Source organism: Clostridium fessum, assembly GCF_027698965.1.
GTDB classification, from domain to species: Bacteria; Bacillota; Clostridia; order Lachnospirales; family Lachnospiraceae; genus Otoolea; species Otoolea fessa.
This window is the reverse complement of the sequence record NZ_JAQEQF010000004.1, coordinates 194,931-219,689: the sequence shown is the minus strand read 5'-3', so window position 1 is coordinate 219,689 and position 24,759 is coordinate 194,931. Positions and strand designations below refer to the sequence as shown.

Here is a 24,759-nt window from a genome sequence, read left to right as displayed (position 1 = left end):
AAAGAAAAAGTATATAAATAAATCTTGACAATTAGTACAAACTCGGACTATAATACAAAGGTCCGGATTCGTACTAATTTAAGGAGGAAAAAGATGAGAAAAGATAATAATATGATAATACAGTTGCAACGATATTATGCTTTATGGAAAGAATGTACAGCAATGTATGAGGAATGGTCAAAGGATCAGGGACTGTCTTCAAATGGAGTTTTTGCTTTGCATTCATTTTATGAAAGTAATGGAAGATGCACGCAGAAAATGATAAGTGAAAAATGGAATATACCTAAGCAAACGGTAAATACGATACTAAAAGATTTTCAGAAAAAAGGATACATCAATATGGTATCTGATGATTCAGACAAGAGAAATAAGCTGATATGCCTCACAGAATCAGGAATGGAATATACGAAAGATATCATAGAAAAACTGCACTCAAAAGAAATATATGTAATCGAAAAAATGGGATTAGAGAATATAGAAAGTCTTAATGATAATACAGAGCTGTTTATCAGACTTTTCAAGGAAGGAGATTGTAAGAAAAATGAATCATAAATCATTATTTTTTAAATATGTTATTCCATCTATTATAGCATTTGCATTATCAGGAATATATGCGATAGTGGATGGATATTTTGTAGGCAATACCATAGGAGATGCTGGACTTTCGGCTATTAATATTGCATATCCGATTGAGGCTTTGATTCAGGCTCTTGGAACAGGAATTGGTATGGGAGGAGCTGTTTATTACTCAATTAATGCAGCAGAAAAGAAAGGAAAACGGGCAGAAGAATTTATTGCTACAAGCTGGTGGCTTCTTGTAATAGTAAGTGTTATCAGTACCATAATTATTTACTCCTTTTCGTCTAAAATTTTAGGATTGCTTGGAGCAGATGGAATTATATTAACAAATGCGACAGATTATATCAAAATTATAGCACTTGGAGCAATATTGCAGATTCTTGGAACTGGAATGATGCCATTCATTAGAAATTATGGAAACTCTTTCTGGTCAATGTTTGCGATGGTTGGTGGATTCATAACCAATATTGTTCTGGATTTTATCTTTGTATGGATATATGAAATGGGCATGAAAGGTGCAGCCACAGCTACAATAGCCGGACAGGGTGTGACTGCAGCAATTGCAATCATATACGCATTATATAATAAAAAGTTTTATGTGTATGTATCCTTAAAAAATGTAAAAGAAATGTGTGGCGCTATATTCAGAGTAGGTCTTGCACCATTTGGGCTAGCATTGACTCCTAATATTTCATTGGTGTTTATAAACCGATTCTCCGCTTCTTATGGGGGAGAAAAAGCTATTGCAACTTATGCATGTGTATCCTATATTATCTGTATCATATATCTCATATTGCAGGGCGTAGGTGATGGAAGTCAACCTTTAATGAGCCGTTTTTATGGTGAGAAGGATCAAGAAAGCCTGAGAGGAGTTCAGAGAATGGCATACATTTTTGCAATAATTCTTGCTGTTTGTGGTGGAATTATCATGTATGTAAACAGAGCAAATATTGGAGGGGATTTCGGAGCTTCTTATGAAGTAAGTATTGAGATTTCTAAAATTGTACCTATATTTTTAGTGTCATTACCATTTGTTGCGATTACCAGAATAGCGATAGCTGGATTTTATGCTACTGAAAAAAGTGGATTGTCATACATTCTTACATTCATTGAACCAGTATTGATGCTGATATTTATGCTTGTTTTACCACCTTTATTTGGTGGACAGATTATGATATGGTGGAGTACGGTATTGGCACGTGTTTTTTCAGCGATTCTGGCATTCATACTAATAAAATATTGCGAAAAGGGAGATTTGCAATATGGAATACAGAAAATTTAACAATCAGATAGTAGCAAGAATAATCTAGGTTTATCTATTGTATTTTTAAGGACAGCCTCATAGCAATAGGGCTGTCCTTTTAAAATTATGAAGCTAATTTTTAATAAATTCTAGTAGATTTTGATTGGAATAATCATAACTCTAATGAATCTTCAGCATCTACCCACATCTGTAAATTCCCATCAAGATATAACCTTGCATATTCTAATGGCTCATCGATTGCAAGCGATGTCAAAGCACAATCAGATCCAGGTGTGGTTCTTAAATTTTTTTCTGCTTCCCAACAATCAATACGGAGTATATAGCCCGTATTAGTATATACATCAATGCTGTTGCACTGTGGATTGTATTCTGCAAATATTGTTCTCATCGTATCCCATCTCCTTATCATTTAATCAATCAGTAGTAGCAAAAATTAAGAAGCATTTCAATCAGTTCACCATGTCACTTTTATTTTGTGTTATACTGTCTTATAGATTTTTCTTGCCCTTGTATTTGCCCTTATCAGAGTGCATAAACACTGATGGGACGATATAACACAAGGGAAATAATAAGGGAAAGCTCACCTGCGACAAATCCAGTGTTTTCAAGGGGTTGCGAAGAATTTAATAATAAAATATAACAGTTATTAAATTTCTTAAAACAGGTGAAATCTCAATCGGGATTGACCGAACTCTTTGAGAAAAATAGGAGGAAGCAGCTTTTTATGTTGTACTTAAAATCAGCTAATTTGGAAGATATTGAAAAGGAATACGAATTTATTACTAATACCCCTTCCAATGAAAATGGATTTACGAATTTTGCGTCTGGATGTTCAAGAAAGGAATTTGAAATAAAAATATTACCTGGTTATATTAATGCTGAAAAGGGAATTGATCTGGCTGATGGATGGGTTCCAGAAACGGATTTTTTCTTATGGGATGATGAGAAAATAGTAGGATTATTTCGCGTGCGTCATTACCTTACTCCTGCACTTGCAAACGGAGGAGGCCATATAGGATATGGAATAAAGAAAGAATTCAGAGGCAAGGGATACGCCTCGGAAGGGTTGAGATTGACAATCGAAAAAGCCTGGCACATTATTAAAGAAGACGAAATATATATGTCTGTTCATAGGGATAATATGGCATCTTTGCGTGTGCAGATTAAAAATGGGGCCTATATTCATCACCAAGATGAAAAAGAGTTTTATACCAGAATAAAACGATAAATTCCCGTTTATTGGGAAGTCACAGAGAACGAAAAATCGGAATTTGGAGGTGATTTAAATGGAAAACAAAATTGTAGGTGCTATTTTCTGTTTCATGTCAGCAGTTTTAATTTCTGCACGATATATTTCTGCTGCGATATTTATGAGTGGAGTAGCTTCGTGGAATGCCACTTTATTTGCAGCAGGTCTTGAATATGTAGGTCCTTTTTTAGCAATAGCGGCTGGTATTGCGTTTATTATTGGAATCCTGTTTCTGGGATATGGGCTGTATCAGGATATTAAAAAGATAAAGAAGTAGAACAATTCCAGTTTGTCAATTACAGGTGACATTGAAAGAGTCAGCCCATTCAAGGTGCTGGCTCTTTCAAAAATTCCATTCTAATAAATTGCATGATAACTTAGAGTAAAAATGAATACCCATTAGCCGGAAATGAATAGAAAACGAATAAAAGTGTGGTGTTTCGTATAATTATGAGTTAGTATGCATCAGACACACTTTTGTAAAAAGGGAGTTTCAAAAAAACATTCTATCATTTTTGATCTATGATATAATGTGAACACTTGACGAGGTATTTTCGAGTCTAGTGAGAACATATGCCTGACCACTTAATGAGGTGTTTCACGAATTTAGTGGTCATGGTATAATGAGCCCAGAAGAAAAGAATGCGGCTGCGAAGCAGACATATTCTTTTCTTGCGCCATTACCGAACAAACAGCCATGCGAAGCAGGGCGGTAGCGCGCGATAGCGCGGGTTCGTGAGTATCATGTCCATGCACCAAATGAAGCCAGATCAAAGTCGAAAATTGATTTCGTATTTATTATAATTGACAACAATAATCCGCAAAAAGGAGGTTCCACCATGCCATCCCACATCATCCACCCAATCCCGCCTGTTTTTGACGCCGACTCCCGCATCCTGATCCTCGGTTCCTTTCCGTCGGTCAAATCCCGAGAAAGCTGTTTTTTCTACGGGCACCCACAGAATCGTTTCTGGAAGCTCTTAGCGCGCCTGCGAAAGGAAGACGTTCCATCCTCCATCGAGGAAAAGAAGGAATTTCTGCTGCGGAACCACATCGCCGTCTGGGACACCATCCATAGCTGTTCCATCGAAGGATCCAGCGACAGTTCCATCCGCGATGTTGTTCCAAACGACCTCGCCTCTATCCTGGATCACGCTTCCATCCAGGCGATTTACACAAACGGCGGGCTGTCCGGAAAAATGTACGACCGCTTCTGCCGTAAACAGACTGGCATTGAGGCAATCAAACTGCCGTCCACCAGCCCTGCCAACGCTGCCTGGAACCTCGACCGGCTGACAGATGCCTGGAAATGTATCAACCAGATCCTGGGGAAACCCGGATCTGAAACAAAAAACACTGCTTCCGATGGCAACGCACGCGAGGCAAAAACACGCATCATCTAAACAAACACCATCTGCACCAGAATCATATAAAATACAGTCCCTGCCGGCCAATGGCGCTTCTGTCCGATCCACTGTTCCGTAAAAATCATTACAAACAGTGCCGTCAGTGCAAAGTCCAGCCCTTTCGTATTAAATGTAATCACATTTGACACTGCTTATCTTTCTTAGTAGAATAAATACATTATAACGATCGATTTTTCAGATTCAACACAGATTTGAACTATGTAAAAAAGCTTTGAAGGAATTACCTTTACAAAAAATCTTATAAAAAAAGGAAGCAAAACCTATGAACACATATATTCCCCTCCCTAATTCAAGTGCCGGCTCGCCTGTCCAGTTCTCTGAACCAGCCGCCTATTCCTACGAAAGCTGCCATTGCTGTCCGCGAAATTGTCAGATCAACCGCACCAAAAAACAGGGCTGGTGTCACAGCCCTGCCGGTATCCGGGCGGCACGCGCGGCGCTTCATCCGTGGGAGGAACCGTGTATCAGCGGTCTGCACGGAAGCGGTACCATCTTTTTTTCCGGCTGCACGCTGCGCTGCTGTTTCTGCCAGAACTACCAGATCAGCAGCGAAGGCTTTGGAAAAGATATTTCTGAAACGCGCCTGGAGGAAATTTTTCTGGAACTGCAGGCACAGGGCGCGCATAATATCAATCTGGTGACACCGACACAGTACCTTCCGTCGCTACTGCCTGTCTTAAAACGGGTCAAACCGCAGCTTTCCATCCCGATCGTCTACAACTGCGGCGGTTATGAGACGCTGGAAGCGGTTGATGCGCTGGCTCCCTATATCGATATCTGGCTGCCGGATTTAAAATATTACTCTTCCGAACTGTCCGCCCGCTATTCCGCCGCCCCGGACTATTTTCCGGTTGCCTCCGCAGCAGTCAAACGGATGATCGAGCACACCGGTCCGCTGGTATTGGAAGATTTCTCTGAAAATGGTCAGGCCTGCCAGCTCATGAAGCGCGGCGTGATCCTGCGGCATATGGTTCTTCCGAAACACAAAGACGATTCCATCCGCCTGCTCCACTGGATTCACGACAACCTCCCGGAGGGGCATTTTCTGGTAAGCCTTATGAGCCAGTACACCCCCTTCTACCAGAGCAACAAATATCCGGAAATCAACCGTCGCATCACAAGCTACGAATACCAGAAAGTCGTCGATGCCGCGATTGAGCTGGGACTCACACAGGGCTTTATGCAGGAAAAAAGCAGCGCGAAAGAAGAATACACGCCGCCGTTTGAGTTGCAGGGGATTTGATATTTATATAAGAAAAAATCCTTCTTGATACTTTTCCATGAACCAGAAAAAAGGGTATCGATAAATTGACATTTTATCGATACCCTTTAAACTATCTCGTCCATTGGATGATACCTCTTTCTTTGAACTTTTCCTTTATTCAATTTTGATTCCTTTTTCAACAATTTCTGAATCGTTCAATCTTATTTTTTTCTTTTTTCACTTATCTATCTCTCTTTTAAAAAACGCTTCTTTTTAATGATACTTTCTCGTCATATCACTAAACCGAATCCTGTTTCTAAATATGTATGATAGATGATTGACTGATTTTTACTTGTTGATTTTGGTTTTCCTTTGTTCAATTTTTTTATTAAAAAATTGAACCAGTTTTATGTTTTCGGTGGAATCAGCTCCCTTCTTTTTTTGTTTTATTTCTTGTTTCTTTTGATGGTTTTATTCTAATACATATGTCGCATTTTGTCAATACTAATTTTGTATTTTCTTGTTATTTTTCAGTTTTATTTCCACCATGAATGCCAGCTATTAGTTTTCATCTCGCAGCTGCGCCATCTTATCTCTTTATTTACCATCGTTCACACATTATGAGCGTCATGCAAACTGTTACTGGGAACGTATGCGTGAACAGCAACAAATCCGCAGTTACTGTACACGCATACGTGTCCAGTAACGGAATTTGCCGTGGCTTCGCATTTAAATACGGCAAATTCCTGCTGCCACCACGTTTTCTTACGGCACTTTCGGTTCCAAAAGTGCCTACCCGTGTACAGTAACAATCCGCAACCAGAACTTCACTTTTTTCCCTGTTATTTTTCTTGCCAATCTTCCCATTTTCCAGTATAATCATGATATCGGTGCATTTGGCACCTGCTTCTTTATATGCAGGCAATTTTTTCACATCTTACTGGTTCCTGCGATTCTCATGTTCAGTTTTTTCGATGATTTCCATGACTATTTTCATACTTACGCACTCAAAAGGTAAACGCTAAATCTCTGAACTTTTTATTTATTTTTTAATCACTAAGCAATCTTTCTTCACATCTCAAACTTCATGACTGCTTCTTGATTTGATTCCTTAAAACTTATTCACACGGGGAAACTGTTTCTCATTTTGCTGAAATTCTAACCTACATGAGCAAGCGGGCATCCCCTATCTGCAATTTTATTTCAGGAGGTACTCTATGGTCTATGAAACTTTTTTGAAAACAATCCAGTCGATGGTGCAGACGCGCCTCGATAAAAAAGCCAACGTCTCCCTGCGGCGGGTTCTGAAAAATAATGGACTGATGCTCGACGGGCTGAGCTTTACGAAACCCGGCTCACGGTTATCACCGACTGTCTATCTGAACGCCTACTATAATGAAGCGGAGGAAGGGATGCCGCTCTCCATTATTACCGATCAGATCCTGATGGTGTATGAGACAAATCCAGGATTTTCGGAGGATATCTGCGAGGAACTGCGTGATTTTGATGCCGTACGCGGCCGGATTGCCTACAAATTGATCCACGCCGCTAAAAATAAGGTGCTTCTCTCCCACATCCCACATATTCCGTATCTCGATCTGGCGATCGTTTTCTATCTGATCCTCACTGACAATGAGGAGGGACAGATGACGACCCTGGTACACAGCGACCATCTTGCCCTGTGGGATATTTCTCTGGAAGAGATCGGCATACTGGCGGAAGAAAATACACCTCGCATACTGCCGTACCACATCAGCTCCATCGAATCCACCCTCAATCAGCTCGAAATGGAGGACATCGTTGAAACGGAAGCTCTTCCATCGGTCGCTCTCTACGTTCTGACAAATTCGCGCGGCATCAACGGCGCTGCCTGCATGCTCTATCCCCGCGTCTTAAAAGAGTTTGCCGAAAGCCTGGGCGAAGATCTGATTATCCTTCCGTCCAGCATCCATGAAGTGCTTCTCACTCCCAGCAACGTCTCTCTTCCGCCGGAAGAACTCAATGAAATGGTTCAGGCGATCAATCAGTCGGATGTGCCCGCTGAAGACCGCCTGTCAGATCATATTTATTATTTTAGCAGGATTCAGGGCTGTCTCTACCTGCCGCCCAGTTCCACTACGACGCTTTATTCCGGAGCAGACGGAACAGTGAATCCACAATAAAGATGGCAACCGCCATCGCCCCCGCTATCTGGATCGTCTGGATCAGATAAAAATTGTACCATTTTGTCTGTCCCTGTATCAGAAAATAGACGCTCCGGTAGATCGATGCGCCCGGCACCGTCGGCAGGATTCCTGCCACCAGAAAGATCGTGACGGGCGCTTTTAACACGCGTGCAAATACCTGGCTCAGCAGAGCCGCTGCCAGACTGGAAAAAAATGCCGCCGCCACCTGCGAGGTTCCCACCTGCATCGATACCAGGTACGCCAGCCATCCGGCACCTCCGGTAATGCCCGCATAAACCAGATATTTCCGCGGCATATCGACCAGCAGGGAAAAACCAAAAACCGCCAGAAATGCCCCCACGCTCTGGATCATCAATTCTCTTATCATCTCTGTCATACCGATCCTCCCGCCAGCCGGACTGCCACGATCGCCAGACCGACGCCCGACGCAACCGCCAGCGCCACCACGACTGCCTCCGCCATCCGCGCGACTCCCGAACTGTAATCCCCATTCAGCGTATCGCGGATTGCCGCCGTAAATGTGACCCCAGGCACCAGCGGCATGATTGCGCTGATAATCACTACATCCAGGCTCATTCCCAGAAATGCCCCACGGCGCAGCAGATACGCCGCAACCGCCAGTGCAAACGAGCCAAGTGCATTTTGACAGAAATCATTCAGCATAAGGTTGGACGCCGCCCGCAGGACAAACGCAAGAACGACTCCCACGACAGCCGCCACCAGGCATTCGCCCGGACCGCCTCCAAACATCACCGCAAAAAATCCCGTCGTTGCCGCATAGCCAATGCATTTCTTCCAGAATCCGTATAATGTCGTATTAGCAATCCGATCCAGTCGTTCCTGCGCCTCCCCGACGGACAATTTTCCGCTGCAAAATTCCCTTGAAACATTGTTTACCTGATAGATGCGGTTCAAATTCGTTGCCCGGTTTTCCACCCTTTTTACCAAGGTAAGCGGCGGAAGTGATGCATCCGCAATCGTCGCCACGATCCCCGTCGTCACGACAAACACATCTGCCCGTGCAATCCCTGAATGCTTTAAAATACGGTGAATCGTGTCCTCCACACGGTAGACCTCCGCTCCGCTCGCCAGCATGATCTCCCCCGCCCGGACCGCCATCTCCATCAGCGCGCCATATTCCATACCAACCACCCTCTGATTTATGAATTTTCGTAACTGTGAAAGTATTGAACAGTTACGAATTTTCCAAATCCAGCAACATTTTCTTGACCTCTACCATACGGTCACGCAACACGACCGCTTCCTCGAAATTCAGCTCGGCTGCCGCCTGATTCATCTTCTTCGTCAGTTCCTTTACAAGTTTTTCTAATTCCTGGCGATCCATCGATTCCAGATCCTTCGTTACCTTATTCGTAACCGGTTCGGCTGCCTGCGAGATCGTGATCAGATCCCGGACAGCTTTCTTGATCGTCGTCGGCGTAATGTGATGTTCCTCATTGTACGCCTGCTGAATCGCGCGTCTTCGCTCCGTCTCCTCGATCGCCGCCCGCATCGAATCCGTGATCGAATCTGCATACATGATAACATGCCCCTCAGAATTTCGCGCTGCTCGGCCGATCGTCTGAATCAGGGACGTTTCCGAACGCAGGAATCCCTCTTTATCCGCATCCAGAATCGCCACCAGCGCAATCTCCGGGATATCCAGACCCTCACGAAGCAGGTTGATGCCGACCAGCACATCGAAGACATTCAGACGCATATCCCGGATAATCTGGGCGCGTTCCAACGTGTCAATATCCGAATGCAGATATTTGACGCGGATTCCCGCATCGCGCATATAGTCGGTCAGGTCTTCTGCCATCCGCTTTGTCAGCGTCGTAACAAGCACCTTAAACCCTCGATCCACCTCCCGGTTGACCTCCGAAATCAGATCGTCGATCTGTCCCTCGACCGGTCTCACCTCAATCGGCGGATCAAGAAGTCCCGTTGGACGGATCACCTGCTCTGCCCGCAGAAGCTCATGATCTGCCTCATACTCGCCCGGTGTTGCTGAAACGCAGAGAATCTGATCCAGTTTGCTCTCAAATTCTTCAAAATTTAACGGTCGGTTATCCAGCGCCGACGGCAGGCGGAATCCATATTCCACCAGCGTTTTCTTGCGCGACTGGTCGCCCGCGTACATACCGCGCACCTGCGGCAGCGTGATGTGCGACTCGTCCACAATCACCAGAAATTCATCCGGGAAATAATCCATCAGCGTACACGGCGGTTCTCCCGGTTTCGAACCAATCAGATGACGCGAATAATTCTCGATACCGGAACAGAAGCCTGTTTCCCGCATCATTTCCACATCAAAATTCGTCCGCTCCGCGATTCTCTGTGCCTCCAGAAGCTTATCCTCACTCTTAAAGTAAGCGACCTGCTCCTTCATTTCCTCTAAAATATTGTTTGCCGCAATCTCCATCCGCTCTTTCGGGATGACATAATGCGATGCCGGGAAAATCGCGATATGTCCTAACTGCGCCTTGATCTCGCCCGTCAGCGTGTCAATCTCTGTGATCCGGTCTACCTCATCCCCGAAAAACTCAATCCGGTACGCATCGCCGCCCGAATACGCCGGGTATACCTCCAGTACATCGCCGCGCACCCGGAACGAACCTCGCTTGAAATCCATGTCATTCCGGCTGTACTGAATGTCGATCAGCTTGTGAATGACCTCGTCGCGGTCCTTCTCCATGCCCGGGCGTAGGGAAATAACCATGTTTTTATAATCGATCGGGCTTCCCAGACCATAGATACAGGAAACCGATGCCACAATAATCACATCCTGCCGCTCCGACAGCGCCGCCGTTGCTGAATGCCGCAGCTTATCGATCTCGTCATTGATAGAGGAATCCTTCTCGATGTATGTGTCCGTGGACGGGACGTAAGCCTCCGGCTGGTAGTAGTCATAGTAGCTGACAAAGTATTCCACCGCATTATTGGGAAAAAATTCCTTCATTTCCGAATAAAGCTGGGCTGCCAGCGTCTTATTATGTGCAATAATTAACGTCGGCTTATTCAGCTTCTGAATCACATTTGCCATCGTAAACGTCTTGCCAGAGCCCGTTACCCCCAGTAATGTCTGGAACTGATTTCCTTCCTTGAAGCCCTCCACCAGCTTTTCAATCGCCTGCGGCTGGTCGCCGGTCGGGCTGTATTCTGATACCAACTCAAAATGATCCATTGCTTTCTCCTGATTTGATATAATTCACAAATAAAGAATGTGCCTTTTTGTGTAATAGGGGATTCCAAGGAATTTCCTAGTACACAAAAAATCCCATTAAGTATTTCTATTATACCAAATCCACCCATGAATGTATACATAAAAGCAAAACAAATCAGTACAAACGTTCGATTTCAGATAACTGTTCACAGGTAGGAATTTTCTGAATTTTCTAAACTGAAGATTCCGTACGATACAGTTCTGGTTGCAGATTTTGCCGTCATTCCTATTATTGGTTTACTGTATTATTTCTTTCTTCCCGTGACTACTATCAGAACGATTCCTAATACTCCCATCATCCCCGCATACCCCACAAACGGCACGCTCACGCCCTCACTGAATCTTCCCATCCATTTCAGCACAAACGGCGAACACGCCGCTCCCAGATTGCAGCCGACCAGCACGATTGATGTGGCTGTATTGATAGAAGACTGCGGAATCTGCTCGGAAATCTGGTGGAAGGAATAGGTAACCAGAACGGTATAGAAAAATCCAACGATACTAATGCCAATTCCAATCAGCGGCAGATTGCCCGCATATGCGGTCAGAAGCATCCCCGCTCCAAGCATCAGGCATCCAACCCCCGGCAATTTTTCCTTCCACCACATCGTCAGTTTTCCAAAATAAACACCGGCAGCTATTCCCATCAGCATCATGAGCGTGAGAATGATGCTGGCTTCCGACTCCGTTCCAAGTTTCTTCTCCAAAATCAGCATCGGGACACGCAGGGAATTGGAACAGTAGATGCAGATGACAAATCCCGCAAACAGTGCATAAGCAATGGGCAGGACTTCTTTTTTCCAGCATTCTCTTTTTCCATCTGCCTCCGCTTCCAGACTTTCTTTCTCTGCCCCTGCACTCTGTGAGCCCGCACTCTGTCCCATCTCCATATTCCCCGGAACCCATACAAGATACAGAAGTACAATCACAAATCCGAGCGCGTACACCCAAAATGCCAGATTCCACCGGATCAACACCAATTTTCCAGCAACCAGCGTCATAACCGCGCTTCCCAGCACCTCCGCCGATCCGCGGTATCCGAGCAGCGCCGCTTTTTCCCTGCCTTCATAATATTCACTGAAAATGCTGATTGCTTTCGCATTAATGAGCCCAATCCCGATCCCCAGGAAAATCCTGGACGCGAACATCACCGGATATTCCTGTACAAACACCGGTACCATGCCGCTGACCGATAAAAGAAGCAGACCGCCCACAATCATTGGACGGTCTTTCATATAACGCGACAGCCATGCATTCAGCACGATCATGACAGTGATCGCAAACGACGGTGCTGAGATCAACATCTCCACCTGTGCGGTTGTATATTCACTGAAATGCTGCAGCAGCGATGGCAGCACGATCGAAACAGAATACGCCGATGTCAATATCAATGACAGCGATAGCAGCGCTATTTTCTTCATTTGTTCTTTCATATTAATTTCTCCCCGAATGTAAGTTTTATACTAGAATTCTGATTGCTTCTGTCCTATCCATTCACAATCGCAGGCAACACAATCCATGTATCGTTTCTTAAAACAATACTCCATTCCTTTTATCATAAATGAAATTCATTCAGAAAGAAATACTTAAATTTTTTTTATTCTAAGATTTTTATTCTAAGGTAGATGTTTCACTGTTCACACATGTGTTCCCAGTAACGGGATTTTCAGTTCAGAAAATTCCTGCCTGTGAACGGTTACGTTTCTTCGTTACCTATCCCCGCGCAAACCAGTCTTTCATGCACTGAAGCACCTGCACCAGCTCTTCTTCCTTGATAATATACGGAACCATCGCGTACAGATAATTTAAGAACGGACGGCTGAACACGCCGCGTTTGTACGCATATTCCTGATACCCTTTCAGGACTGCCGGATCATATACCTCGACACAGACACATCCGCCCATCATGCGGACCTCCCTGATTCTTGGATCGGCAAATCCTTCCATCTCCCGACGGGTGATAGCTTCGATCTTCTGAATCTTTTCCATATAGTTCTGCGTCTCAAACAGCTCAATCGAGGCAAGCGCCGCGCTGCACGCGAGGGCATTTCCCATAAAGGTCGGTCCGTGCATCAGCGCATGTTCCGGGTTATCATCGAAAAATCCATCAAATACCTTTTTATTTGCTACAGTCGCCGCATGACCAATGTAACCGCCGGTCAATGCCTTTCCGAGGACCAGAATATCCGGAAGCACCCGATCTGCCACAAAGCGGTTTCCGGTTCTGCCAAATCCGGTTGCCACCTCATCAAAAACCAGCAGCACGCCGTACTTATCACAGAGTTCCCTTGCCTTCTCCAAAAATGAAATGTCGTACATCCGCATTCCGCCAGCACCCTGTAAAAGCGGTTCCACCAGCACGCAGTTCAACTTGTCATGATACTGTTCAAATGCTTTCTCCAGCGCCGGGATCTCAGTCGGAATGTGAACCACATACGGGCTTGCACCATAGGCTTTCAGCACAAAATGGTAGTCCTCATCATCGCCTGCCTCCATCGTCTTAAAGGTATCGCCGTGGTACGCGTGTTCCAGCGCCAGAATCATCGTCCGCTTCTCATCGCCGCGGTTCATATAATACTGCAGCGCCATTTTCAGCGCTACCTCAACCGCCACGCTGCCGGAATCTGAAAAAAAGCAGTAGTCCAGATCGCCCGGCAGCCAGGACGCCAGTTTCTCTGAAAGTCTGTGCGCCGGCTCATGCGTCAGCCCGCCCAGCATCACATGAGAAAATTTTTCCACCTGTGAAATAATTGCCTGATTGATCACCGGATGTTTATATCCATGAATCACACTCCACCAGGACGAAACCGAATCAATCAGCTTCTGATCCTTCGTGTAAAGATATACCCCGTTCGCATCCACGATCTCATAAGGTGCTTTCATTGTTTTTAACTGTTCATATGGATACCAGATCATTTTTCTTCTCCTTTTTATCTTCTTTCTTACGCATACAGCCCTTTCAGCGTCTCCACATCCATGGAAAGCTCCATATCTCCATCCGCCACACAGGCAACCACCGGAACGCCCGTGTAATATTCACACATTTTCCGGTTATCCTCATGAAGCAGATTTCCCGCCTCATAATGGTTGAAAATAATTCCCTTCAGGGCAATTCCCTGTTGTTTCAGATAATAGGCAGTAAGCCCCACGCCATTGATCGTCCCAAGCCCCGCATCCGCAATCAGCAGGCATCCAAGCCCGCACGCTTTTACTACTTCTGGAAGACGGATATCCGCCTCGTCTATGCAGAGTGGACAGAGAATTCCGCCGCTTCCTTCCATCGTCACATACTCATATTTTTCACAGACTTTGTGAAAATCTTCCAGCACCCGTTCCATCTGGACCGGGTTGCCCTCGAGGCGGGATGCCAGATGCGGCGATACCGCCGTCTCGTACACATACGGACACATTTCCTCAAGCGGCTGCCCGATTCCCGACATTGTTTTTACCTGCAGGGCATCTCCTGGAATCAGGCTTCCATCCGCACGCCGCTCATTGCCGCTCATTGCCGCTTTATAATACGCCGCATTCACGCCGCTCTCCCGCAGTTTTTTCACAATCAAGCCTGTCACATACGTTTTTCCAATATCCGTTCCCGTACCTGTTATAAAAATCCCCTTGCTCATCTTTTATCCAAGTCTCCCTCCCTGAATCAGCGGAATCATCCGTTTTCCTATGATGGCAGCTACAATACAGAGCACGATATCGCCCGGAACTGCCAGAACAAAGCAATATAAAAACAGCGCTCCTACGCCGATCGGCGAATTCAGATAGAAATTACTGATCACGTAGTAATAAATCATTCCAAATGCATAGACAATAAAAAGTCCCAGAAAATTAGCTCCCAGCAGGCGCCGGTAACTCGGATGCGTCTTGGCATTGGCAATCTTACCATTCACATACGCCGCAACCGCAAATCCGATGATATATCCAAAACTCGGCTGGAAAATATATCCCGGTCCGCCGCCCTGAGTGAAAATCGGAAGTCCAATTAAACCTAATACAATATAAACCACAACCGCCAGCGCCCCGTTGACCGGACCTAAAAGCAGACCTGCCAGCATCGTAAATAAAAACTGCAATGTAAATGGAACCACCGGAACCGGTATCTTGATAAATGCTCCCACTGCAATCAGTGCGACAAACATCGCGCACAAAACTAAATCCTTTGTCTTCATGTGTTTCAAACCTTTTTCCTCCTTGGGTATCTGAATGATTTCAGGCATCCGAAGCCATTCTATTCTCGCACATGTACATAAATTTCTCTCCGCAAACCCTGTTCCAACCATCTAAAACAGCAGCGGCCGTCCCAGATCCCGGGTAGTCGAAACAGATGCAGAACTGATTGCAAGCATAACATAGCCTTTTTCTATTGTCAACCTATTATTTTTATATGGTTAACAATTAGTTTTTTATCTGTTTTTTATCTCTTTCCTTCCCATAATTTTGTTTCTTATATCCCTTGATATACATACGTTTCCCATCCGTCCACACATTCACTGCCCCCGAATCCGCCGTTCTCCAGATCTCCGTTCCCGTCTGTTCCAGACGTTCCACCGCCTCCGGTGCCGGATGCCCGTAAGTATTTCCCTCTCCATAAGAGAGCACCGTGAAAGCTGGGGAAAAGCACTCCAAAAACTCCTCTGAGGAGGAACCGTTCGAACCATGGTGTGCAGCTTTTAACAGTGTCACTTTTTCCCTCTTTTTGTCCTCTTCCACCGCCAGAATCTTCCTTTCGTCCTCCACTCCAATATCTCCTGTCAGAAGCATACGAAACTTTCCATACGTAACATCAAACACCAGTGAATGACTATTTCGCTCCTCGGCTGGCGTTTCCCCCGCCTCCGGGTACAGGCACCGAAGCGCCAGGCTTTTCGCCCGCACAGTTTCTCCCCGATGCAGATAATAGACTTCCGCACCCCGTTTTCTCGCAAGAGTTTCCAGTTTTTTATATGCCTCCTGCCCTTTTCCCGCCGCCGGAAGTGCCAGATTCCGCACCCGGATATCTGCCTCCTCCTTCAAAAGCCACTCGATCCCGTTCGTGTGATCCGCATCCGCATGGCTGACCAGAATCCAGTCCAGCGTGCGGATTCCCTGACTTTTCAAAAATGGTCCCAGCACATTTTTCCCGATTTTCTTATCCTGGCTGCTGCCACAGTCCGAAAGAATTGCCTCATCCCGCGTCCGCAGAAAGACGCCGTCGCCCTGTCCTACATCGAGAAACCAGCTCTGAAAGCCATGAACAGGCTGAACCACTAAAAAGACTACCGCCACAGCAATAAATACACTATTCTTTCCCGGTGCATTCCATTCTTTTGGAAACAGAAAAATCCCTTTTCTCCCTAAATTATCTCTTGCTTCTCCCACACTCCACACATATCGAATCCCCAGTGCCACATAAAACACCCCTATTTTCCACATTTCCGGGCGTCCTGCCACAATGGAATGAAACGGCACACGTTCCACCTGGATACAAAGCCATTCATACAACTGAAAAATATAATGCCCCGGACCCGTACATGCACTTGCCGCTATTCTGAATATTTCTGGTATTTCTGATATTCCTGATGCTGCACCCCCAAAAGCCGAAAGCACTCCCGCAATGCTGCTGCCTCCGCCCATTTCCCCCATTTTTCCTCCCACAAACGCTATACTGTAAATTCCAAGCGCCAGCAGACCGCTTCCGGCTGCATACGTGAGAAGCGGTATCACGATCAGATTCAGAAAAATTCCCCACATTGGAAATGTAAAATAGTGATACAGCTGAATCGGCATCGTATAAAGCTGAATTGCCAAGCTGAGCATGAGTGTTTCATATCCTTTCTTTTTTTCTTTCTCTTGTTCCTCCTCTTTCCGCTCTTTTCTCTTTTTTCCCACTTTCCGTAGCTCCTCCGTCTCCAGCCCAATCGCGGCAACCGCGCCATAGGAAAGCTGCAATCCCGCCGAAAAGAGCAGATACGGCGATTGCCACGCCTGCAAAATCAAAGACAGCGACAGCGCACTCAGCAGATCGTAACTCCGCCCCAGATATGCCGCCAGACAGGACACCTCTACCATAAATACCGCCCGGAATACCGATGCTCCAAATCCGGTTACTAAACCATAAAAGGTAAGAAGCGCTGAAGCTCCCAGCCCCGCCCATCCATACGATATGCCCCAAAAACGCAGTGCGCTGTAAACGCTCATTCCAATCAAAGAGACATGAAGCCCGCTGACTGCCAGAATATGTGCAATCCCATTATCCTGAAACCGTTCGCGCAGCTCTTCCGATAACCCGGATTTATCCCCCAGCAAAATTGCCTGGAAAATCCCTGCATCTTCTGGAACACAGATTTCCTGAAAAACAGCCGTCGCATACGCCCGGAAGCATTCTGCCTGACTTCGGAGAGGGGAACTTTTTCCTTCTGAAATAAAAATCCGATCCGCCGTCACCCGGTTTCTGATTCCTAGTCCCCGATAATACATCCGATACGAAAACTGCCCCGGATTGCGCGCTTCTTCCAGAAACTCAGCAGTTCCCGTCAGATGAATCTGACTTCCGCAGGGTGGCAGAATTTTCTCTTCACACATATCCAGTAAATCGCTTTTACACGATATCAGTACCTTTTTTACACTTTCATCCTCTACCTCCACCCCCGTCAAAATCATCGTACACCACCCATTTTTTTCCGAAACAGAATCCAGTGTTCCAGATACCGCCACCTCTGTCGAACCGCCCTTCTGCGTTACCATCCGTTCCAGCGCATCCGGGCGCATTTCCACCGTCATCCGTCCCCATCCTGCCAAGAAACAGAAAAACAGCAGAAAGACACGGCACATCATCGGATCTTTCCAATTCCAGACGCGTTCTGCGTCTGTCTGAAAGTCCGAATCTCCCCGTCCTTCTGCTGTTTTTATGACTGCAGGTGAAAAAGAATGTGCCTTGTGTTTCATAGGACACAATTTCCTATGAAACACAAAAAGCGCTGCTGCAATTATAAACCACACCGTCATGCCCATCTGGTACGCTGCGACCTCTCCAAGTACGAAAGCCACCATCATCCACATTACCGGTCGTTTGATATTCAATTCCTCTTTTCTTGTATTCTGCAAAACATCAACAAAATCCCATTGCTGCTCTCTTCCAAACACGGAATATACATTCTGTCTGACAGTTACTTCACAATATACTTCTCCTCTCTCTCCAGAGGCTGCACCAGCGAAATCACATTCCGGTACGTCACATCTGCCGAGCCATTGACCGTGATCTGTACTTTATTCACCGTCTGAAGCTCTGTCAGCGAATCGACGATCGCGTAAATCGAAATATACTCCGCCACATCGATATCCCCGGAAATAAAACCGCTATCCAGGTTGACATAGCAGGTATTATCTGTCAGTGATACGTTTAATACCTTTGTATTTTTCGGCATCACTGAAAGCCCGCCATTCTGGGAACCTGCCAGCAGCTGTTCCACTACCAGGCGTTCCAGCGACGTGTTCATACTGTGAAATACTTCCCGTTTTTCTGCCACCAGACCATCTTTTTCTTCATTGGCAAAATACAGGGTCAGCTCTACTTTTTCATACGAATTGACATCCGAAATACTGTCTACAAAATCACTTCCTGCGATCGCGCCCACCGGGTTCCCATGTGTGTCCAGGAGCGGCTGTCCCTCGCAATTAATGCTGATATAATCGACTCCCTTAACCTGTGTAAAGGTCTTTGCCAGCGCCGCCCGGCACAGAATCTCCCGCGACGCTTTCGTATTCATATATTCCTGATTAAAATTCAACGTCAGCACGTTATTGTCCCGGTTAATATCCAGGAATTCAACCTTATCGCTTAAAACTGCCTGATACTCCGGGTTTTCCGGCGCCGCAAGGATCTGCCCCGCCAGCTCCCCGATCAGGATCTCAGCGTCCGCCGTCTCCGTCTGATAGGAAACACTCGCCAGCCCCGTGCGCGTCGAATTGAGATAATAAATCTGATAGACGCCGTCCTCACCCGCCGTCGGATGCACCTCTTCTTTTTTTCGGCATCCGCTCAGAAGAAGCAGACATGCCAGGCAAAGGATCAGCCACGAACTTACGCTTCCTGCCCGTTTTCCAGAGCTTTTTTTTCTTATTTTCTCCATTTATTATTTCCTGTTGTTATTTTGCAATCTATCTCACAATAGACATTTCCCTGACCTCACATTCGAACACTGCAACACTCAAATACCGCAACATTCAAACACTGAAACATCCGAACACGACAGCATTCAAACACCGAAATATTCGAACACTACAGCACCAGCAACCATCTCGAACCTCTAAACCGCCCAGAACCACGCTGTCTACGGAATATAATTCAACGGAATCCGCACCGTAAAGGTTGCTCCCTTGCCTTCTTCACTCTTCAGGCGGATCGCGCCCTGATGAAGAAGAATAATATTCTTCGTGATCGCAAGCCCCAGCCCGGTACCGCCTGTCTCGCGTGAGCGCGCCTTATCTACACGGTAAAAACGCTCAAATACGCGCTCCTGGAATTCTTTCGGGATTCCCACGCCATTATCCTCTACCTTCACATAAAAGAACTTGTGGTCAGCATCCAGCGTCACCCAGACTTTTCCCTCTTCGCGGTTATACTTGATCGCATTTTCCACCAGGTTCGAAAGTGCCAGGCTCAATTTTACCTCGTCCACATCCGCCGATACTTCCCGCTTGCTCTCATACGTGATCTCAATGTTCCGCCGCTTCGCGATCGGGGTCAGACGTTTTAAAATCTGTTCCAGAAGACCATTGATCGAAGTCTGGGCAATATTCAGATCCGGCGATGATTTATCCATTTTGACTAACGTCAGCAGATCATCGATAATCTTGCCCTCGCGGTCAATCTCCGCCGAAATATCCTGCATAAACTCCTGATATAACTCCGCCGGGGCGTTCTCCATCCCCATCAGAGAATCCGCCAGCACCCTTATCGAAGTCAGCGGTGTTTTCAGCTCATGCGACACGTTGGAAACAAACTCCTGACGCGACTGATCCAGGTTTTTTAGTTTCCGGATGGTCTGCATGACTGCCTCCGAAATGTCCCGCGTCTCCCGATATGTTTTTACATCAATATCCTGATCCAGATTTCCCTCTGCCACCATATCGAGCTGCTGCTGCAGGCGGCGGAATGGTTTCAGCAGGCAAGCCGCCGCCAATAAATCTGCGATCAGAATAAAACAGAACATAACGAGCTGCAAAAATCCCGTCTTCTGCACAATTTTCTCCTGCAAAAGCGCCGAATTTTCCGTGGACGCCATCAGAAGAAGGACTCCCTGCACGCCTGCCGTATTTTTCCCATTTCCGGCTGCCACATCCGAATCGATCGGCGCTGCATCCGTGCTTTTTGCCTGAATCGGCTGCGCTACATAGAAATACTTTTTCTTCTGGTTCAGATAGCTGGAAGTTTCCCCGTCAAATGCCTTTAACACATCCGATACAACCAGCGTTTTCCCTCTGGAAAGACCAAATGTGTCTTTCAAAATCTTAAAGCTGTCGTCCACCAGCACGATTCTTCCGTTCATCAGATCCGCCGTTGTACTAAGTTCCGCATCCAGCGCCGGATTTGGATTTCCCGACAGCAGTACATTGATATAATCACTGCTGCGTATCTTGTTTGCTAAAATCAGACACCGGTTCTGCGCTTCCGCCATCCGTTCTTCCACGTGGCTCTGGTAAAAATACCCCGATGTAAAACGAACCTGTACCAGAAGCGGAACCAGCGTCAGGATCAGAAAGGCGAGGAACAGCGGGATTCGCATCCCAATCGTGTGCTCCATCGCTTTCCATATCTTTCTTTTATGTTCTGCTATTCTTCTCATGTTCCTGTCCTGAACGATTACAGTTCACACGCTCTTTGCGTTGCTTAACTTACTGACATTGGCTGTGAACTTTAACCCCGAAATGCTGCTCCGTAACTGCGTTTCTCACAACAACGATCCGATTTCAAGCTTCTTCGTTGCCGCAATCGCCAGCGCTCCCGGTCCGATATGGCAGGCTACACTTAAGGACAGCGGCTCTACACGGACTTCCGTCTCCGGGAAAAGTTCCCGAAGCTCGGCTGCCAGCTCCTGCGCCATCTCATCATTGTCGGTATGCGCTACATCAATATACGTTTTTTCTCCCGTCACATCATCAAACCGATTTTCCAGATCGCGGGTGATCGCCGTGATCATCATGGAACGCGCCTGTTTCATCGTCCGCGCCTTCGCAAATGCGTCCAGCTTCTCGCCCTGTATCGTCAGAACCGGTTTTAAACGGAGAAGTGTTCCGAGCGCTGCTGCCGCTGGTGTGATTCTACCGCCCTTTTTCAGATATTTTAATGTGTCAACCGTGATATAAATAGTTGAATCCAAACCTGTCTCTTCCAGCTTTTTGCAAATCGCCTCCGCGTCCATGCCGGCTGCCGCCATGTCAAGCGCATCCTGCACCGAACGGCGCTGGGTCACGGAAATCCTGTGATTATCCGCCACCTGTACTTTTCCGTCGAAATCCTCTGCCAGCATCTTTGCCGTCTGGCAGGAGCTCGAAAGCCCGCTGGACATCGGGATGTGCACAACTGCATCGTATTCCTCCAAAAGTTTTTCCCAGAGATTTAAGATCGTCTCCGGAGACGGCTGGGATGTGCTCACATCGTGATCCCCGCTCAGATGCTCATAAAATTCCTTCTGTGTCAAATTTATATCTTCCAGATACTCGGTTCCATCAATCATAAACGGCATCGGCAGGACATATACGCCCATCTCTTTCGCCTGTGCCTGTGTAATTCCGCTGTTGCTGTCTGTAACAACCGCTACCTTCATGCTTGTTTCCTCCTGTTTTCCCTGTGAATCTGCTGCCATCCTATTTTCCTTTCCGCATAACACTTTCTTTTCTAAAAATGTCTGCCCTGGAACAGCCTCCGAGCGGTTCACATAGATGATTTTATTTTATCCTATTTTCTTATGAAATGGAAGAGAGAAGTAACGGGATTTTCACGGGATTTTCAGTTCAGATAATTCCTACCTGTGAACAAAAAACTGCCACAAAACAAGCCCCGACCATTTCTCTGTTCATGATCTTTTCTTGCTTTATGGCAGTTTTCCCGATTCTTATTGACGGTTATATTTATACTTTCCTAATATATTCGAAAATTCTCCCTATTTCACCAACAGCGACTCTCCCGTCATCTCCTTCGGCTTCTCAAGTCCCATCAGTTCAATCAGCGTCGGCACAATATCGCAGAGGCGTCCGCCCTCGCGCAGCTTGTACGCCGGGTCAGCGCCGACCAGGACAAACGGCACCTGATTGGTCGTGTGAGCGGTCCACGGCTCGCCGGTTGCCTCATCAACCATCACCTCTGCATTACCGTGATCGGCGCAGATAAAGAGAACGCCTCCGGCTGCCTTGATGGCTTCAACTGCACGTCCTACGCAGGCATCGACGGTCTCAATCGCCTTGATTGCAGCCGACTCCACACCCGTGTGGCCTACCATATCCGGGTTTGCAAAATTGATGATGATAACATCATATTTGCCGGACTCAATCGCCTCCACCAGCTTATCGCACACGATCGGTGCGCTCATCTCCGGTTTCAGGTCGTAGGTCGGAACCTCCTTCGGAGACGGAACCAGAATGCGGTCCTCGCCCTCGTTCGGCTCTTCCACGCCGCCGTTGAAGAAAAATGTTACGTGTGCATATTTCTCGGTCTCGGCGATACGTGCCTGCGTCATATGGTGCGCCGCCAGGAACTCTCCAAACGTGTTCTTAATCTCTTCCTTCTTGAACGCAATCAGCTTGTTCCCGATCGTCTCATCGTAATCGGTAAAGCATACAAACGTCAGGTCAAGCTTCTTCTCTCTCGCAAATCCGGTAAATCCCTCATCGCAGAATGCGCGGGTGATCTCTCTTGCACGGTCCGGACGGAAGTTGAAGAAAATGACGGAATCGCCATCCTGAATCGTGGCAACCGGCTTTCCGTCCTTCTCTACATAGAACGGTACGACGAACTCATCGTTTACCTCTTTATCATAGGATGCCTGAATGCCTGCACACGCACTTTCTGCCTTCTCGCCCTCTGCCTTTGTCAGCACATTGTAAGCCTTCTGGACACGATCCCAGTTTTTATCACGGTCCATCGCATAGTAGCGTCCCATCACGGAAGCCACCTCGCCGACGCCAAGCTGCTGCATCTTCTTCTCTAATTCTGCTACAAACTCCTTGCCGGAGGTCGGCGGTGTATCACGTCCGTCCAGGAAGCAGTGCACATACACTTTTTTTAGTCCCTGACGTTTTGCAAACTCCAGAAGTCCGAATAAATGAGTCAGATGGCTGTGAACGCCGCCGTCTGATACCAGTCCGAACAGATGCAGGGCGGAATCATTTTTCTTGCAGGTGTCTGCGGCTGCCAGAAATTCCGGATTTTCAAAGAAATCGCCATCCTCGATTGATTTCGTGATACGGGTCAGCTCCTGGTATACGATACGTCCGGCGCCCATATTTAAATGACCAACCTCCGAGTTACCCATCTGTCCGTCCGGCAGACCGACCGCCAGACCGCTGGCATTGCCGCGCACAAACGGGCACTGGCTCATCAGCTGATCCATGATCGGTGTCTTTGCCTCACACACGGCATTGTGCTCACAGGTATCTCTCATGCCGTATCCATCGAGAATCATTAATACGGTTGGCTTTTTTTTCATCTCTTTCTTCTTCCTTTCCTTCCATGAAATGAACCGTTTTTTCTGAAACAACCGGATGAACCAACAATTTTGATTGTTTCAGGTCAAAACCTTCACCTTCTTTTTTTACTGGCAAAAAGGGGACTGCCACGCCTCACACGTGCGACAGCCCCCTTTTACCCATCTCTTATTTATAATTTACAATCTTTCCAAAATCTGCCTTTAAGGATGCGCCGCCTACCAGACCGCCATCGATATCCGGCTGTGCAAACAGCTCCGGAGCCGATGCTGCAGATACGGAACCGCCGTACTGAATGCGGATCGCCTCTGCGGTCGCCTCATCGTACACTTCCTTGATGCACGCACGGATCGCGCCGCACACTTCCTCAGCCTGCTCGGTGGTCGCTACCTTGCCGGTACCGATCGCCCAGATTGGCTCGTATGCAATCACAGCTGTCTTTGCCTGCTCTGCGGTCACATTCTGGAATGCGATCTTGATCTGCTGGCGGATCCAGTCAAGCGTGATGCCCTGCTCTCTCTGGGTCAGAGTCTCGCCGCAGCAAATGATCGGGGTCAGACCGTGCTCAAATGCTTTCAGTACCTTCTTATTGACCGTCTCATCGGTCTCTGCAAAATATTCTCTGCGCTCGGAATGTCCGATAATCACGTATTTAACGCCTGCATCGGTCAGCATATTCGGGGAAATCTCACCGGTGTAAGCACCTTTCTCCTCGAAATACATATTTTCAGCGCCAACTGCGATGTTGGTTCCCTCGCACGCTTTTACAACCGGGATAATATCAATCGCCGGTACGCAGAATACAACGTCTACATCTTCCGAAACAACGAGCGGCTTCAGAAGCTCTACCAGAGCTACTGCCTCCGACGGCGTCATGTTCATTTTCCAGTTGCCTGCTACGATCTTTCTTCTAGCCATGACTATTCTATTCCTC

Annotated in this window: 22 protein-coding genes; 7 read left to right on the top strand and 15 right to left on the bottom strand. The window is 46.7% G+C overall.

Annotated features, from left to right (window positions below):
• The first annotated feature begins 93 nt into the window (after positions 1–93).
• On the top strand, positions 94–552 hold the full coding sequence (locus PG862_RS07285) for a MarR family transcriptional regulator (protein ID WP_009243743.1): 459 nt from the start codon (positions 94–96) through the stop codon (positions 550–552).
• Positions 542–1,861, top strand: coding sequence for an MATE family efflux transporter (locus PG862_RS07280; RefSeq protein ID WP_270706959.1), 1,320 nt, complete (start codon positions 542–544; stop codon positions 1,859–1,861). Before PG862_RS07285 ends, PG862_RS07280 begins: the two co-directional genes overlap by 11 nt.
• 133 nt (positions 1,862–1,994) lie before the next feature.
• Here PG862_RS07280 and PG862_RS07275 read toward each other — a convergent pair whose 3' ends face one another.
• Positions 1,995–2,252: a DUF6061 family protein gene (locus PG862_RS07275; protein ID WP_009321643.1), complete on the bottom strand. Its 258-nt coding sequence runs from the start codon at positions 2,250–2,252 to the stop codon at positions 1,995–1,997.
• Positions 2,253–2,567: 315 nt separating this feature from the next.
• On the opposite strand from PG862_RS07275, the gene PG862_RS07270 reads away from it, so the two are divergent.
• The 3 genes from PG862_RS07270 to PG862_RS07260 all read left to right on the top strand — a co-directional run bounded on the left by PG862_RS07270 (position 2,568) and on the right by PG862_RS07260 (position 4,495).
• Positions 2,568–3,071, top strand: a complete 504-nt coding sequence (locus PG862_RS07270; RefSeq protein ID WP_107001054.1) for a GNAT family N-acetyltransferase — start codon at positions 2,568–2,570, stop codon at positions 3,069–3,071.
• A gap of 58 nt (positions 3,072–3,129) precedes the next feature.
• The gene (locus PG862_RS07265; RefSeq protein ID WP_107001055.1) at positions 3,130–3,369 is read left to right on the top strand and encodes a hypothetical protein; all 240 of its coding nucleotides are present in this window, start codon (positions 3,130–3,132) and stop codon (positions 3,367–3,369) included.
• A gap of 562 nt (positions 3,370–3,931) precedes the next feature.
• Positions 3,932–4,495, top strand: coding sequence for a DNA-deoxyinosine glycosylase (locus PG862_RS07260; RefSeq protein WP_118467285.1), 564 nt, complete (start codon positions 3,932–3,934; stop codon positions 4,493–4,495).
• On the opposite strand, the gene PG862_RS07255 is transcribed toward PG862_RS07260, so the two are convergent.
• Positions 4,492–4,638: a hypothetical protein gene (locus PG862_RS07255; protein WP_243017769.1), complete on the bottom strand. Its 147-nt coding sequence runs from the start codon at positions 4,636–4,638 to the stop codon at positions 4,492–4,494. The genes PG862_RS07260 and PG862_RS07255 overlap by 4 nt on opposite strands.
• A 143-nt stretch (positions 4,639–4,781) precedes the next feature.
• On the opposite strand from PG862_RS07255, the gene PG862_RS07250 reads away from it, so the two are divergent.
• Together PG862_RS07250 and PG862_RS07245 are read left to right on the top strand one after the other, a co-directional pair.
• Positions 4,782–5,762: a radical SAM protein gene (locus tag PG862_RS07250; RefSeq protein WP_118524417.1), complete on the top strand. Its 981-nt coding sequence runs from the start codon at positions 4,782–4,784 to the stop codon at positions 5,760–5,762.
• A 1,178-nt stretch (positions 5,763–6,940) separates the two neighbouring features.
• Positions 6,941–7,885 (top strand): DUF5688 family protein, encoded by a 945-nt coding sequence (locus PG862_RS07245; RefSeq protein ID WP_270706956.1) that lies wholly within the window; start codon positions 6,941–6,943, stop codon positions 7,883–7,885.
• Here the strand turns inward: PG862_RS07245 and PG862_RS07240 are convergent.
• From PG862_RS07240 to tpiA, 13 genes are all read right to left on the bottom strand, one after another.
• On the bottom strand, positions 7,839–8,285 hold the full coding sequence (locus tag PG862_RS07240) for a threonine/serine exporter family protein (protein ID WP_227589434.1): 447 nt from the start codon (positions 8,283–8,285) through the stop codon (positions 7,839–7,841). The genes PG862_RS07245 and PG862_RS07240 overlap by 47 nt on opposite strands.
• Positions 8,282–9,052, bottom strand: a complete 771-nt coding sequence (locus PG862_RS07235) for a threonine/serine exporter family protein (RefSeq protein WP_107001060.1) — start codon at positions 9,050–9,052, stop codon at positions 8,282–8,284. Before PG862_RS07235 ends, PG862_RS07240 begins: the two co-directional genes overlap by 4 nt.
• Before the next feature lie 52 nt (positions 9,053–9,104).
• Complete coding sequence (gene uvrB, locus PG862_RS07230) at positions 9,105–11,096, bottom strand: excinuclease ABC subunit UvrB (RefSeq protein ID WP_118467275.1); 1,992 nt, start codon at positions 11,094–11,096, stop codon at positions 9,105–9,107.
• 284 nt (positions 11,097–11,380) lie between these two features.
• Entirely contained in the window at positions 11,381–12,568 is a 1,188-nt protein-coding gene (locus PG862_RS07225) for an MFS transporter (protein ID WP_118467273.1), read from the bottom strand.
• 280 nt (positions 12,569–12,848) lie between these two features.
• Positions 12,849–14,051: an adenosylmethionine--8-amino-7-oxononanoate transaminase gene (gene bioA / locus PG862_RS07220; RefSeq protein WP_270487979.1), complete on the bottom strand. Its 1,203-nt coding sequence runs from the start codon at positions 14,049–14,051 to the stop codon at positions 12,849–12,851.
• Positions 14,052–14,077: 26 nt separating this feature from the next.
• On the bottom strand, positions 14,078–14,761 hold the full coding sequence (gene bioD / locus PG862_RS07215; RefSeq protein ID WP_118471986.1) for a dethiobiotin synthase: 684 nt from the start codon (positions 14,759–14,761) through the stop codon (positions 14,078–14,080).
• A 3-nt stretch (positions 14,762–14,764) separates the two neighbouring features.
• Positions 14,765–15,313, bottom strand: coding sequence for a biotin transporter BioY (locus tag PG862_RS07210; RefSeq protein ID WP_233430256.1), 549 nt, complete (start codon positions 15,311–15,313; stop codon positions 14,765–14,767).
• Between the two features lie 226 nt (positions 15,314–15,539).
• Positions 15,540–18,068 carry a ComEC/Rec2 family competence protein gene (locus PG862_RS07205; protein WP_333563195.1) on the bottom strand — a complete coding sequence of 843 codons (2,529 nt, stop codon included), beginning with the start codon at positions 18,066–18,068 and terminating at the stop codon, positions 15,540–15,542.
• A 221-nt stretch (positions 18,069–18,289) separates the two neighbouring features.
• The gene (locus tag PG862_RS07200; RefSeq protein WP_270706953.1) at positions 18,290–19,252 is read right to left on the bottom strand and encodes a GerMN domain-containing protein; all 963 of its coding nucleotides are present in this window, start codon (positions 19,250–19,252) and stop codon (positions 18,290–18,292) included.
• Between the two features lie 201 nt (positions 19,253–19,453).
• Entirely contained in the window at positions 19,454–20,968 is a 1,515-nt protein-coding gene (locus tag PG862_RS07195) for a sensor histidine kinase (protein WP_118673325.1), read from the bottom strand.
• A gap of 105 nt (positions 20,969–21,073) precedes the next feature.
• A complete protein-coding gene (locus PG862_RS07190; protein WP_408639997.1) occupies positions 21,074–21,988 on the bottom strand; it encodes a DegV family protein in 915 nt (304 codons plus the stop codon).
• 297 nt (positions 21,989–22,285) lie between these two features.
• Positions 22,286–23,827 carry a 2,3-bisphosphoglycerate-independent phosphoglycerate mutase gene (gpmI, locus tag PG862_RS07185; RefSeq protein ID WP_270706952.1) on the bottom strand — a complete coding sequence of 514 codons (1,542 nt, stop codon included), beginning with the start codon at positions 23,825–23,827 and terminating at the stop codon, positions 22,286–22,288.
• 166 nt (positions 23,828–23,993) lie between these two features.
• Positions 23,994–24,743: a triose-phosphate isomerase gene (tpiA, locus tag PG862_RS07180; protein WP_022359187.1), complete on the bottom strand. Its 750-nt coding sequence runs from the start codon at positions 24,741–24,743 to the stop codon at positions 23,994–23,996.
• Between the last annotated feature and the right edge of the window lie 16 nt (positions 24,744–24,759).